Source organism: Microcella sp., from assembly GCF_040286215.1.
Classification (GTDB): domain Bacteria; phylum Actinomycetota; class Actinomycetes; order Actinomycetales; family Microbacteriaceae; genus Microcella.
Genome location: NZ_JAVKCK010000009.1, coordinates 69,946 through 81,796, shown reverse-complemented (window position 1 = coordinate 81,796; position 11,851 = coordinate 69,946). Strand labels below are relative to the sequence as shown.

General features: G+C 72.1%; 12 protein-coding genes. 4 read left to right on the top strand and 8 right to left on the bottom strand.

All coding sequences use genetic code 11. From position 1 onward, the window contains the following. Positions 1-373, top strand: a 373-nt coding sequence (locus RJQ01_RS04670; protein ID WP_350475563.1) for an ROK family protein, incomplete at its 5' end; no start/stop codon positions are given. Here RJQ01_RS04670 and RJQ01_RS04665 read toward each other — a convergent pair. Continuing rightward, entirely contained in the window at positions 354-1,598 is a 1,245-nt protein-coding gene (locus RJQ01_RS04665) for an MFS transporter (RefSeq protein WP_350475561.1), read from the bottom strand. The two genes, RJQ01_RS04670 and RJQ01_RS04665, sit on opposite strands and share 20 nt — an antisense overlap. A gap of 47 nt (positions 1,599-1,645) precedes the next feature. Between RJQ01_RS04665 and RJQ01_RS04660 the strand changes: the two genes are divergently transcribed. Next, the gene (locus RJQ01_RS04660; protein ID WP_350475560.1) at positions 1,646-2,278 is read left to right on the top strand and encodes a hypothetical protein; all 633 of its coding nucleotides are present in this window, start codon (positions 1,646-1,648) and stop codon (positions 2,276-2,278) included. Positions 2,279-2,327: 49 nt separating this feature from the next. Continuing rightward, on the top strand, positions 2,328-2,603 hold the full coding sequence (locus RJQ01_RS04655) for a hypothetical protein (RefSeq protein WP_350475559.1): 276 nt from the start codon (positions 2,328-2,330) through the stop codon (positions 2,601-2,603). Positions 2,604-2,645: 42 nt separating this feature from the next. Here RJQ01_RS04655 and RJQ01_RS04650 read toward each other — a convergent pair whose 3' ends face one another. Genes RJQ01_RS04650 through lepA form a run of 4 tightly spaced genes read right to left on the bottom strand, consistent with a single transcriptional unit; the run spans position 2,646 to position 6,613 of the window. Then, complete coding sequence (locus RJQ01_RS04650) at positions 2,646-3,605, bottom strand: bifunctional riboflavin kinase/FAD synthetase (RefSeq protein ID WP_350475558.1); 960 nt, start codon at positions 3,603-3,605, stop codon at positions 2,646-2,648. Continuing rightward, positions 3,602-4,045, bottom strand: coding sequence for a hypothetical protein (locus RJQ01_RS04645; RefSeq protein ID WP_350475557.1), 444 nt, complete (start codon positions 4,043-4,045; stop codon positions 3,602-3,604). Before RJQ01_RS04645 ends, RJQ01_RS04650 begins: the two co-directional genes overlap by 4 nt. A 15-nt stretch (positions 4,046-4,060) precedes the next feature. Continuing rightward, on the bottom strand, positions 4,061-4,735 hold the full coding sequence (locus RJQ01_RS04640) for a DUF1990 domain-containing protein (protein ID WP_350475556.1): 675 nt from the start codon (positions 4,733-4,735) through the stop codon (positions 4,061-4,063). Positions 4,736-4,738: 3 nt separating this feature from the next. Continuing rightward, positions 4,739-6,613: a translation elongation factor 4 gene (lepA, locus tag RJQ01_RS04635; protein WP_350475555.1), complete on the bottom strand. Its 1,875-nt coding sequence runs from the start codon at positions 6,611-6,613 to the stop codon at positions 4,739-4,741. Positions 6,614-6,852: 239 nt separating this feature from the next. Here lepA and rpsT point away from each other — a divergent pair, with 239 nt between their 5' ends. Then, the gene (gene rpsT, locus RJQ01_RS04630) at positions 6,853-7,113 is read left to right on the top strand and encodes a 30S ribosomal protein S20 (protein ID WP_350475554.1); all 261 of its coding nucleotides are present in this window, start codon (positions 6,853-6,855) and stop codon (positions 7,111-7,113) included. Positions 7,114-7,585: 472 nt separating this feature from the next. Here rpsT and holA read toward each other — a convergent pair whose 3' ends face one another. The 3 genes from holA to RJQ01_RS04615 form a co-directional block, all read right to left on the bottom strand. Next, positions 7,586-8,617 (bottom strand): DNA polymerase III subunit delta, encoded by a 1,032-nt coding sequence (holA, locus tag RJQ01_RS04625; protein ID WP_350475553.1) that lies wholly within the window; start codon positions 8,615-8,617, stop codon positions 7,586-7,588. Between the two features lie 72 nt (positions 8,618-8,689). Further along, positions 8,690-11,107 carry a ComEC/Rec2 family competence protein gene (locus RJQ01_RS04620; RefSeq protein WP_350475552.1) on the bottom strand — a complete coding sequence of 806 codons (2,418 nt, stop codon included), beginning with the start codon at positions 11,105-11,107 and terminating at the stop codon, positions 8,690-8,692. After that, positions 11,104-11,808: a ComEA family DNA-binding protein gene (locus RJQ01_RS04615; protein ID WP_350475551.1), complete on the bottom strand. Its 705-nt coding sequence runs from the start codon at positions 11,806-11,808 to the stop codon at positions 11,104-11,106. Before RJQ01_RS04615 ends, RJQ01_RS04620 begins: the two co-directional genes overlap by 4 nt. Between the last annotated feature and the right edge of the window lie 43 nt (positions 11,809-11,851).

The following is an 11,851-nucleotide window of genomic DNA, read 5'->3' as shown; positions in this document are numbered from 1 at the left end:
AGGGGTCGCCTCCGGACCGCGCTCCGTGCGCTGGGCGGCCGAGCAGGGCTGGGCGGGCTCGACCGGTGAGGAGCTCGCCGCCTCCGCGCGGGCGGGAGACGCGATCGCCCTCGCCGCCATCGAGCGCTCCGCCACGGCGGTGGGCCGGGCCATCGCCTCCGCGAGCGCGCTCGTCGACCTCGACGTCGTCGCCATCGGTGGAGGCTTCAGCCACGTGAGCGAGCAGTACGTCCCTCTTGTCGGCCGCGCGGTCGCCGACCACAGCGATTTCGGCTTCGTGACGAAGACGCGCGTCGTCGCCTCATCGTTGAGCGGTGAGGGGCCGCTCATCGGCGCCGCGGCGCTCGTGCACCTCAGCGAGCTCGTTCCCTGAGCTCGTCCTCCACGATGCCGCGCACCGCGAGGAGCGGCATCGCGACGAGGGTGAGCGCGACCGTCACGAGGAGGACGACGAGGCTCGGCGCCCACGACCCCGTCACCTCGTGCAGCGCCCCCAGCGCGAGCGGAGCGATCGCGGCGACCGCGTAGCCGATCGTCTGCACGAAGCCGCTCACGCTCGCCGCTGATGGCGCGCTGCGCGTGCGCAGCGACATGAGCGTGAGGCACATGGGGAAGGTGATCTGACCGAGCCCGATGAGCACGACCCACAGCAGCACGAGCGGCTGCGGCGCAAGCAGAAGGCCTCCGTAGCCCACCAAGAACAGACCCATCGAGAGCGCCAGGATCGCGGTGGGGGTGCGCAGTCGTGCCGTGAGCACCGGGGCGAGGAGTGCGAGCGGCAGCCCGGTGATGGCGAACACCGCGAGCAGCGAGCCGGCCTGGGTGGCCGTGACGCCCGCCACGTCCTGCAGGATCACCGGTAGCAGGGCGAAGGTCACGTAGGCGGAGATGCTGGAGATGGTGAACGGGATCGTGATGCCCCACACCGTGCGCGAGCGCGCCAGGGAGGCGAAACGGTGCGGGTCCGGCTCGAGAATCACGGCATCAGGGTCGGCGGCTCGATCGCGCGCCCGGGTGCGCGCGGCGCGCACGGCGAGCAGCACCCACGGCACGAGTGCGGCAGTGACGAGGATCGCCCACGAGCCGAGCGAGAAGCGCCAGTCGACCGAATCGGCGAGCGGCACGGCCAGCGTCGGCGGCACCGCGGAGCCGGCAGCCATGAGCATCGCGTAGGCGGCGGTCATCGGGCCGAGGGCGAACGGCGCGAAACGCTTGACGGCGCTCGGTAGGAGCACATTGCCGAAGCCCGCGCCGAGCAGCACGATGAAGCTGCCGAGCACCAGCACCAGGTAGCCGCCGGCCAGCGCTCGGGCGACGTGGCCGACCATCATGATGGCGACGGCGAGCAGCAGGGTCGTCTCGAGGCCGATCCGGCGCGCCACGAGCGGCGCGAGGAGACCGGAGAGCGCGAAGCCGATGGGCGGCATCATGCCGAGCACGCCGAGGGCCGCGGCGGAGAGCGGGATGTCGACGGAGATCTGCTCGGCGAGCGGCGACAGCGCTCCCACCGGCAGGCGCAGCGTCGCGGCGATGAGCAGGATGCCCGCGATACCGAGGAGGGAGGCCCCGCGACGGGAGAGCACGGGGTCGGTGGGCACCGCACAATCCTAGATCGCGGGGGCGCGCCGCCCCGTACAGTGGTGCCGTGACCGACTGGAGCCGCTTCCTGCCGCTGAGCAATCGCCCGCGTGATGCGGACGGCGAGGTCACGCGCAACTGGGCGCGGCCCGCGAGCGGGCTGCTGCTCTCGCTCGCGAATCTGCTCGACGCACGACCCGAGGCGCTGCGTCGCGAGACACTGCGCCCCGCCGTGAGCGTCGATGCCGCGGTGCGCGAGCTGCTCACTCTGCGCCGATGGAGCGGCTGGCAGCGGTTCGCCGCCCGCGTCGGAGCGCAAGAGATGCCGAGCGCGGAGGTCGCCGCGCTCGACCCCGACCGTCTCGCATCCGCGCTGCGCGAGGCCGCCATGCAGCTCTCGACCGCACGGGCCCGCTGCTCGGTGCGGGAATTCGGCGAGATCCTCGTCGCCGCTCTCGACCTCGGCACCGCCCTCGACGTCGACCTCGGCGTCGATCCTTTCGCGAGCGGCGCCGTCGCTCTCGACCTCGCCGTGCGGGCGCCGGTTCCGCGCCGCAGCGTCCTCACGGCGCGCACCCTCGTCGCGACCGACAGCGAGTGGCAGGTGGGCTCGGGGCCGGCCCTGCCGGCCACGGCATCCTCGATCGTCCTCTTCCTCGCCGGTCGTGGCGGGGTTCCGCCTCACGTCGACGAGGCCTAGGCTCGTCAGCATTGAGCCCGCCGGGCTCCCGACACGGCAGGAGCACGCTATGGCGCAGAACAACGGATTCGACCTCGGCGATATCGGCGACGTGGTCGGCGACCTCGTGAGCGGCAAGGGCTTTGATCCGGATGCCCTCCAGGGCCTCTGGGAGCAGATTCAGCCGACGCTCGCGGGACTCGACACGGACGAGATTCTCGACACGATCGGCACCTGGGCGAGAGACCTCGATGTGCCCCTCGTGAAGGACGTGCCCGACGAGGTCATCGAGAACATCAAGAACGGCGCGAAGGTGCCGCTGAAGTCGCTCCTCTCCGACAAGTAGGGTGCGCGCCGGCGACACCGCGTCGCCCACCCCGCCGCAGGATCAGACGGGTTCGGCGGCGAGCCCGAGCACCTCGCGGATGCGCAGCTCATCGAGGCCCATCTGCGCCGCGAGGGCGTCCCCCGACTCGAACTTGCGCATCGGCCGGATGTACTCGATGACGTCGAGCTCGACGATCGAGCCATAGAGGTCGAGCGTCACGTCGATCGCGTGCGCCTCCACGGTCTTCTCGAGCACGTCGCCGAACGTGGGATTGTTGCCGATCGAGACGGCGGCGCCGTACCGCTCGCCGCCGACGTGCAACCAGCAGGCGTACACGCCGTCCGCGGGAATGTAACCTTCCGCGCCGGGGGCGAGGTTCGCGGTCGGGTAGCCGAGGTCGCGCCCGCGCTGATGACCCGGCACGACGAGGGAGCGGATGCGCGGGGGCCGGCCGAGCGCCTCTGTCGCCTCGGCGATGCGACCGGCCTCGAGATCGGCGCGGATGCCCGTGGACGACACGCGCCGGCCACCCGCCTCGCACACGTCGTCGACGAGCGCGACCGTGAAGCCGTCGCGCTCCCCCGCATCGCGCAGTGTCTCGACCGTGCCGACGCCGCGCGCGCCGTAGCGGAAGTCGGCACCGACGAGCACCTCGCTCGCGGCGAGTCCCCCGACGAGCACGCTCTGCACGAACTGCTCGGGGCTGAGCGCCGCAAACTGCGGGGTGAAGTCGAGCACGAGCACGAGGTCGACGCCTGCGGCCAGCAGCGCCTCCGTTCTTTGGTCGATGCTGAGCAGCGGCGGCGGCGCGAGCTCGGGTCGCAGCACCGCCAGCGGATGAGGGTCGAACGTGACGACCACCGTGCGGCGGCCGGCAGCGGCATCCCGCAGGCTGGCGAGAACCGCCTGATGCCCACGATGCACGCCGTCGAACTTGCCGATCGTCACGATCGAGGGCACGGGCGGCTGCGGCAGCGCGTCGAGTCCGCGAGCGACGATGCCGGGTGCGCCGCCGCTCACGGGGCCGCCTCCCGTCGCCGCACCGCGGCGATGCGCCGCAGCCACAGCAGGCCGAGCACGGGCAGCACGAGCGGGATGAACGCGTAACCGCGACCGAACACCGACCACACGGTGTCGTCGGGGAAGACCTCCGGGGCGAGCAGGCTTACGACGCCGACGATGAGCACGCCGGCGAGCTCCACGGCGATGGCGACAGCCGCGACGAGGAACCAGCGGCGGCCGCGGGCGACGAGCGCAACCGTGGCGAGCACGTAGACGACGGCCGCGAGGCCGGAGAGGCTGTAAGCGAGCGGCGCCTCATCGAACTTCGTGGCGATCTGGTATCCCGACCGGCCGAGGGCGGCGAGCGCCAGGATCGCGTAGACGGCGACGAGCACGCGGCCGACGCCGCTGCTCGTGGGCCGCGGCTCAGCCTGCACCGCACGGGTTTCGCTGCTCATCTCGTTCAGAGTATGTCAGCGATCCTGAGTGGCAAGCGGCACCGTGAGAGCCCGCAGGAACCGCCGCGCGATGAGGGTGCGGGCCAGCAGGAGACCGGGCAGCAGGGGCCAGCCCCACCAGGCGGCGGGCCGCGCGAAGCTGCGCACGGTGAGCCACACCGAGCCGTTCTCCTCCCGCTCGAGGGTGAACGACTCCTCGCCCGAGAACGCGTGACCCGGCAGGGTGCCGACGGCGTACATGACGCGGGTCTCGCTCTGCTCCAGCAGCACGACGCGACCCGGCAGAGGCAGCCACAGGCGCTCCCCTACGGCCAGGCCGACGACGATGATGTCGCCCGGGCGCAGGTGCCGCTCGCCGTCCGCCGTGTAGACCTCTTCGACGGCACCCACCTCGGCGGGCTCGAGCGGCTCGCCGGTCTCGGCGAACTCCACCGGCTGGTAGGCGCGATCCGCCTCCCCCGCATCGACGGCGCGCATGCGCACGCCCATCCCGGCGCCGCGGTACACCCCGCCCGTGAGGAGGGCGTCGACCGCCCACTGCCAGCGCTCCTCGCCGTGGCCGACGCGGCCGCGCATCTCGAGCGGGCGGTAACCGGCCGGCGGGTACTGCAGCAGGTCGGGGGCCTGGCTCGCGCCGACGGCCGCATAGGTGACCGCCTGCTCGGCTCTGGCCGCATCCCGCGAGCTCATTGGCTACTTCTTGTCCTTCTTGCTCTCCGTGTCGCCGGAGAGCGCCGCGATGAAGGCCTCTTGCGGCACCTCGACGCGGCCCACCATCTTCATGCGCTTCTTGCCCTCTTTCTGCTTCTCGAGCAGCTTGCGCTTGCGGGTGATGTCACCGCCGTAGCACTTGGCGAGCACGTCTTTGCGCATCGCGCTGATCGACTCTCGCGCGATGATGCGGGCCCCGATCGCGGCCTGGATGGGCACTTCGAACTGCTGGCGCGGGATGAGCTTCTTGAGGCGCTCCGTCATGAGCACGCCGTAGGCGTAGGCCTTCTCGCGGTGCACGATCGCGCTGAAGGCATCCACCGCCTCGCCCTGCAGCAGGATGTCGACCTTGACGAGGTCGGCCTCCTGGTCGCCGCTCGGCTCGTAGTCGAGGCTCGCGTACCCGGCCGTCTTGCTCTTGAGGTGGTCGAAGAAGTCGAACACGATCTCGCCGAGCGGCATCGTGTACTTGATCTCCACACGATCCTCGCCCAGGTACTCCATGCCGATGAGCGACCCGCGCCGGCTCTGGCACAGCTCCATGATCGTGCCCACGTAGTCCTTCGGCGCGAGGATGCCCGCCGCAACCATCGGCTCGGTGACCGACGCGATCTTCGCCCCGGTCGGAAACTCGCTCGGATTCGTGACCGTGAACTCCTTGCCGTCCTCCGTCACGACCTCGTAGGTCACGCTCGGCGCCGTCGAGATGAGGTCGATGCCGAACTCGCGCTCGAGGCGCTCGGTGATGATCTCCAGGTGCAGGAGGCCGAGGAAGCCGCAGCGGAACCCGAAGCCGAGCGCGACCGAGGTCTCCGGCTCGTAGTTGAGGCTCGCGTCAGAGAGCTTGAGCTTGTCGAGCGCCTCCCGCAGCACCGGGTAGTCGCTGCCGTCGATCGGGTACAGGCCCGAGAACACCATGGGCTTGGGGTCGGTGTAGCCGGGCAGCGCCTGCGTGGCCGGCTTCTGCGCGTTCGTGATCGTGTCGCCCACCTTCGACAGGCGCACATCCTTCACGCCCGTGATGAGGTAGCCCACCTCGCCCACCCCGAGACCCTTGCTCTGCACTGGTTCGGGTGAGCTCACGCCGATCTCGAGCAGCTCGTGCGTCGCCCGAGTCGACATCATCTGGATGCGCTCCCGAGGGCTCAGATGCCCGTCGACCATGCGCACATAGGTGATGACGCCGCGGTACGCGTCGTACACCGAGTCGAAGATCATCGCGCGCGCGGGAGCGGTCGCGTCACCCGTGGGCGGCGGAATCAGCTCGACCACGCGGTCGAGCAGCTCGTCGACGCCCTGGCCGGTCTTGCCGCTCACCCGGAGCACGTCGTCGGGCGAGCCGCCGATGAGGCTCGCGAGCTCGCGCGCATACTTGTCGGGGTCGGCCGCGGGCAGGTCGATCTTGTTGAGCACGGGAATGATCGTCAGGTCGTTCTCGAGGGCGAGGTAGAGGTTCGCGAGCGTCTGCGCCTCGATGCCCTGCGCGGCATCCACGAGCAGAATCGCGCCCTCGCAGGCCGCCAGACTGCGGCTCACCTCGTAGGTGAAGTCGACGTGACCGGGGGTGTCGATCATGTTCAAGGCAAAGGTCTGCGGCTTCTCGCCGGGCGCGGGAGACAGGGCCCAGGGCATCCGCACCGCCTGCGACTTGATCGTGATGCCGCGCTCGCGCTCGATATCCATGCGATCCAGGTACTGCGCGCGCGCTTCGCGGTCGCTGACGATGCCCGTGATGCCGAGCATGCGGTCGGCCAGGGTCGACTTGCCGTGGTCGATGTGCGCGATGATGCAGAAATTGCGAATCAGCGTCGGGTCGGTCGCGGCGGGGGCGAGGGTCGTGGAAGCGCGTGGGGACATTGTGACTCATTCTCCCATGCACCGACGGGCCCGACGAACCGGCTGATTGTCGCGTGGCGCCCCACCCTGGTAATGTTGCCTGTTGGCTTGCGTGTCAGAAAGCCCTCTCTCTTTCGACACGGAATGCGGCTGGGACAGTTCGTCACAGAGCACACGGCGCGCACCACGCTCTCGACCTCTGCGCAACCCCCACCCCGGCCGCGTCACTCACACCGATCCACTCACACGAAAGTCGATACATGGCGAACATCAAGTCGCAGATCAAGCGCATCAAGACCAACCTCAAGGCGCAGGAGCGCAACAAGGCGGTCAAGAGCGAGCTCAAGACGGCGATCCGCCGCACGCACGCCGCGATCGCCACCGGCGACAAGGCAGCCGCCTCGGAGGCCCTCGTCGTCGCCACGAAGAAGCTCGACAAGGCCGCCAGCAAGGGCGTCATCCACGAGAACCAGGCTGCGAACCGCAAGTCGGCGATCGCCAAGCAGGTCGCCGCGCTCTAACGCCGCCGCCTCACACGCGTTCCGCGTCGCACCACAGCACTCGAGGCCCCGCCGCACCCACCAGGGTCGGCGGGGCCTCGTGCTGTCCTCGGGATGCTCGTGCCGAGCATCCCGTCCGCCCCTCGGGCGTCTCCACAATTCAGGATTCGGCGCGCCTGGCAGGCATTCACGGGGCCGGCTGCGGTGTGTCGAAGCGTCTATTCTGCGAACACTCCTGAGTTGTGGAGCTTCGGCGGCGGTGCCGGGCACGGCGGTCCGGAGCGCAGCCTCGCGAGCGGCTCGCGCTCGTCGATCTCCGCAATTCAGGAGTGCCCTTGCCGGATGTGGGCGTGAGGGGCCTTGGCGGGGCGTGTCGCGCACGATTGCGTACAGAAACTCCTGAATTGTGGGGACGGCACGGCGAGGGCAGAGATCATGCCGCGGGCAGGCGCGGCGGCGGGGCGGGATGCCCGGCGCGCGCCGAGGCTGCGGGCTAGTGGCCCTCGCCGCGGGTCGCGACGACGCGCACGAGGGTCTCGAGGGCGAAGACGGGGTCGCGGCCCGCGCCCTTGACCTGCGCGTCGCACTCGGCGGCGGCGAGGATCGCGCGGCCGAGCCCCGCCTCCTGCCAGCCCTGCAGGTCGCGACGGGCGCGGTCGACCTGCCAGGGTGCGAGGCCGAGCTGCGAGGCGACCTGCCCGCCTCCGCCGCGCGTGCCGCCGACCTTCGCCATAGTGCGCAGCTTCATCGCGAACGCCGCGACCATCGGCACGGGGTCGGCGCCCGTGTCGAGCGCGTGCCGCAGCAGCCCCAGGGCCTCGCCGTGGCGCCCGGCGATCGCGGCATCGGCGACGGCGAAGGCGTTCGTCTCCACCCGGCCCCCGTAGTACTTCGTGACCGTCTGCTCGGTGATCTCGCCCTCGGTGTCGGCCATGAGCTGCTGGCACGCCCCCGCAAGCTCGCCCAGGTCGTCGCCGAAGGCGCTCACGAGCGCGCGGATGGCGAGCGGCGCGATCGGCCGGCTCGCGTGGCGAAACTCGGCGGCCGCGAAGTCGGCGCGGTCGCTGTCGCGCTTGAGCTCCGCGCAGATGACCTCGATGCCGCCGCCGGCGCCGCCGCGGATCGCGTCGAGCAGCTTCTTGCCGCGCACTCCCCCGCCGTGGCGCAGCAGCACGACGGTGTCGTCGGCCGGCTGCTCGAGGAACGACAGCGCGTCCTGAAGGAATGCGTCGGTGCACGTCGAGACGTTCGCCACGCGGATCAGCCGCGGCTCCCCGAACAGGGAGGGGCTCGCGAGAGTGAGCAGCTCGCCGGGCGCGTAGGTGTCGGCGCCCAGGTCGTGCACCTCGAGGCTCGGATCCTGCCCACGCAGGGCATCCCGAAGCATCGTCGACGCGCGGTCGGCCAGGAAGGATTCGGGGCCGGTGACGAGAACGACGGGCGCCGACCTGATCTCGTGCCACGCAATCTGCGGGATGCTCGCCTTCGCCCGCGCGGAACCCGACGACCTCTTCGTGGCGGCCATCACGCTCCTTCGGCGCTCGAGTTCGGGCAGGTCAGGCAAGTACAGGGGGTGCCGGAGTGCGGCCCCCTCAGCCTACTGAGCGCCGCCGACCTCGGGGCCTCGCCCAGCTGGCTCGTGCGGGCTGAGCACTCCGCGCTCGGTCCACAGCAGCCACGAGCCCGGCCGCTCGCCCGGCGCGAGCAGCACAATGCCGTGCAGGTCGGTGCGCGCGGCCAGCGCCCCCGCCGCGGCGACCGCGTCGAGCGCTTCGGGCGTCGGGTGGCCGTAGCCGTTGTCGGCGCCGACTCCGATGAGGGCGACGGCGGGCTGGGCGACGGCGTACAACTCAGCATGCTGGTCGGCCGCGCCGTGGTGGGCGACCGTGATCGCATCGACCGGATGCACGGCCTCGAGCAGCGCGCGCTGACCGGCCGCACCCACGTCGCCGAGGGTCAGCAGGCTCGGGCAGTCCGTGCACTGCGGCCCCGGGCGCCACTCGAGCACGAGGCTCGCGTCGTTACCGGGCTCGACCCCGCGGTGGTCGGGCGGCGCGAGCACGCGCCAGCGGTAGCCGCCGAGCTGCCCGGCCTCGCCGGCCGCGACCTCGTGCACCGTCGACCCGGCGGCGAGGAGCCCCTCGACCACGGCCTCGTCGGCGGGCCGCCCGGTCGGGCCCACGAGCACGCGGTCGGCACGGCCGTGCACGACCTCGACGGCGCCGACGTGGTCGTCATCGAAGTGCGTGAGCACGAGCAGGTCGAGGCGCTGGATGCCGAGAGTGTCGAGGCAGCGCTGCAGGAGCGCAGCATCCCGCCCCGTGTCGATGAGCGCGACCTGCCCGCCGTGCCGCACGAGAATGGCGTCGCCCTGCCCCACGTCGCACATCCCGATGCGCCAGTCGGCGGGGCGCTGCAGGAGGGCGAGCGCGTGGGCTCCCGCCGTCGCCCCGGCGACGACCACGAGCAGCGCAACGCCCGCGAGAGCGAGGCGCCGACGCACCCGTGTCGAGCCGAGGCGGGTCGGCACGCCCACCGCGAGCAGGCCCATGAGCGTGAGCACCGCGAGCAGCACGGCGCCGAGACCACCTTCGGGCCACGGCAGCACCGATCCCGGCACACCCGAGGCGACGGTCGCAACGCCAGCGATCCACGTCGACGGCAGCCACGCCAGGGCCGCGACGACAGTCGCGAGCGGCGGCACGACGGGCGCGAGCAGGCACGCGATCATTCCGAGGATCGTCGCGACCGGTGCCGCGGGGGCCGCGAGCACGTTCGCGAGCACGCCGGTGAGCGGCACCTCGGGCGCCAGAAGGATGAGCACGGGCTGGCACACGAGTTGCGCCGCGAGCGGCACCGCGATCCACAGCGCGAGCGGCGTGGGCATGACCGTGCGCAGTCGTTCGGTGAGCGGCCCGGCGAGCACGAGCAGCGCGGCCGTGGCGAGCACCGAGAGCACGAATCCGTACGAGCGCGCGATCCACGGGTCGAGCACGAGAATGCCGAGCACCGCGACCGCCAGCACGGGCAGACCCTGTGCGGGCCGACCGCTCGCGAGCGCGAGCAGCACGACGGCGGCCATGACGGCGGCGCGCACGACGCTCGGCTCGGGCGTGACGAGCAGCACGAAACCCCCGAGCGTCGCCAGCGCGACCCCGATGCGCACCGTCCGCGGCCAGCGCAGCAGTGCGCCGACGCCGAGCACGAGGCCGACGACGATCGCGCAGTTCGCGCCCGACACCGCCGTGAGATGGCTCAGGGCGCTGCGCTTCATTGAGGCATCGAGCTCGTCCGACACCGCCGAGGTGTCCCCGATCGCGAGGCCCGGCAGCAGCGCGGCCCCGTCCCCCGTGAACGGCTGCATGAGCTCGAGGAAGCGCTCGCGCAGCGCATCCGTCGCCCCCAGAAGCGGCGGAGCACCCTGAACCGGGTGCAGCTCTCCGAGCACGCGGGCGAGGGCGACGCGGTCGTCTCCCGGCTCGACGACGATCAGCCGCACCGCCCCCTCAAGGCGCACACCGAGCGGCCAGCGCCCCTGCGCCTCGACCCCGAGCAGGCGCACCGGCACGCTCACCGCGTAGGTGGCGCCCGCGCGATCGGTCACGCGCTCCAGGCGGGCATCGACGGATGCTCCGCGCCAGCCCCCGGCGGTGCCCACCTCCCCGACCGCCGCGCCGGTGATCGTCTGCTTGAGCGCCACGACCACCTCGAGTCGCTCCCCCGACGCGAGGGCGTCGCGCACGGGAGCGGGCTCGCGCGTCGAGGCGGCGAGACCTACCGCGGCGCCGAGCGTCGCGACGATGAGCAGAGGCGCAGGGGCGAACGCGAGCATGCGGCGCACGACCATCGCGTCGTACGCCCGGTCTCGACGCCGCCCCCACTCGGCGGCGAGCGCGCCCAGTAGCGCCGCAGCCGCGACCCCGAACCCCACCGCTCCGGCCGCGGGCAGCCCGATCACGACCACGACGACGACCCACCCGAGTAGCACCGGCAGGGCGAGGCGCGCGTCGGTCACAGGGTCACCTGGTCGCGGAAGCCGTCGAGCGTCGTCTGCCCGATACCGGAGACCGCGAGCAGTTCGTCGACCGCTCGAAAGCCGCCGTTGGCCTGCCGCCACGCGATGATGCGGCCTGCGAGCGCGGGCCCGATGCCGGGCAGCGTTTCCAGCGCGGCGGCGTCGGCGGTGTTGATGTTCACGAGCGTCGAGCTGGAACCTCCCGCATCATCGGGCGCGGCGGCACCTGGCGGCGGCACCTCGCCGACCCGCGGCACGTACAGCTGCTCCCCGTCGACCACGAGACGCGCAAGGTTCACCCCGCCCAGGTCGGCGTCGTCGGTGGGCCCGCGCGCGGCGGCGATCGCGTCGACGACGCGCGCACCCGCGGGCAGCTCGACGATGCCAGGGTCGGCGACCGCGCCGTGCACGTGCAGCACGAGCCGTGCGGCCTCCGGCGACGACTCGAGGACGCCCGGCTCGCCGGGCGGCGCGAGCGCAGCATCCCCGCCGGCCCCGTCAGCACGGGCGTCGTCAGCCCCGCCGCCAGCCGCACCAGCCTCACCCACCGCGACCACCTCGCCGCCCGGCGTGACGATCGCCGCGACGACGGCGGCCCCCACACCCAGAAGGGAGAGCACGACGACGCCCGTGACGGCTGCCCGCACGCGCACGCCGCGCCGCAGGGACTCGCCGCCGAGGCCCGACGAAAGCTCGCTCACGCGGGCAGGCTAGGCGCACCCCCGAGGCACACGGGCGTAGCCG

Excerpts from the sequence above, each read along its gene's own strand:
- RJQ01_RS04655 (WP_350475559.1), top strand. The coding sequence starts at position 2,328 with ATGGCGCAGAACAACGGATTCGACCTCGGCGATATCGGCGACGTGGTC.
- RJQ01_RS04645 (WP_350475557.1), bottom strand. The coding sequence starts at position 4,045 with ATGAGCAGCGAAACCCGTGCGGTGCAGGCTGAGCCGCGGCCCACGAGC.
- RJQ01_RS04640 (WP_350475556.1), bottom strand. The coding sequence starts at position 4,735 with ATGAGCTCGCGGGATGCGGCCAGAGCCGAGCAGGCGGTCACCTATGCG.
- lepA (WP_350475555.1), bottom strand. The coding sequence starts at position 6,613 with ATGTCCCCACGCGCTTCCACGACCCTCGCCCCCGCCGCGACCGACCCG.
- rpsT (WP_350475554.1), top strand. The coding sequence starts at position 6,853 with ATGGCGAACATCAAGTCGCAGATCAAGCGCATCAAGACCAACCTCAAG.
- holA (WP_350475553.1), bottom strand. The coding sequence starts at position 8,617 with ATGGCCGCCACGAAGAGGTCGTCGGGTTCCGCGCGGGCGAAGGCGAGC.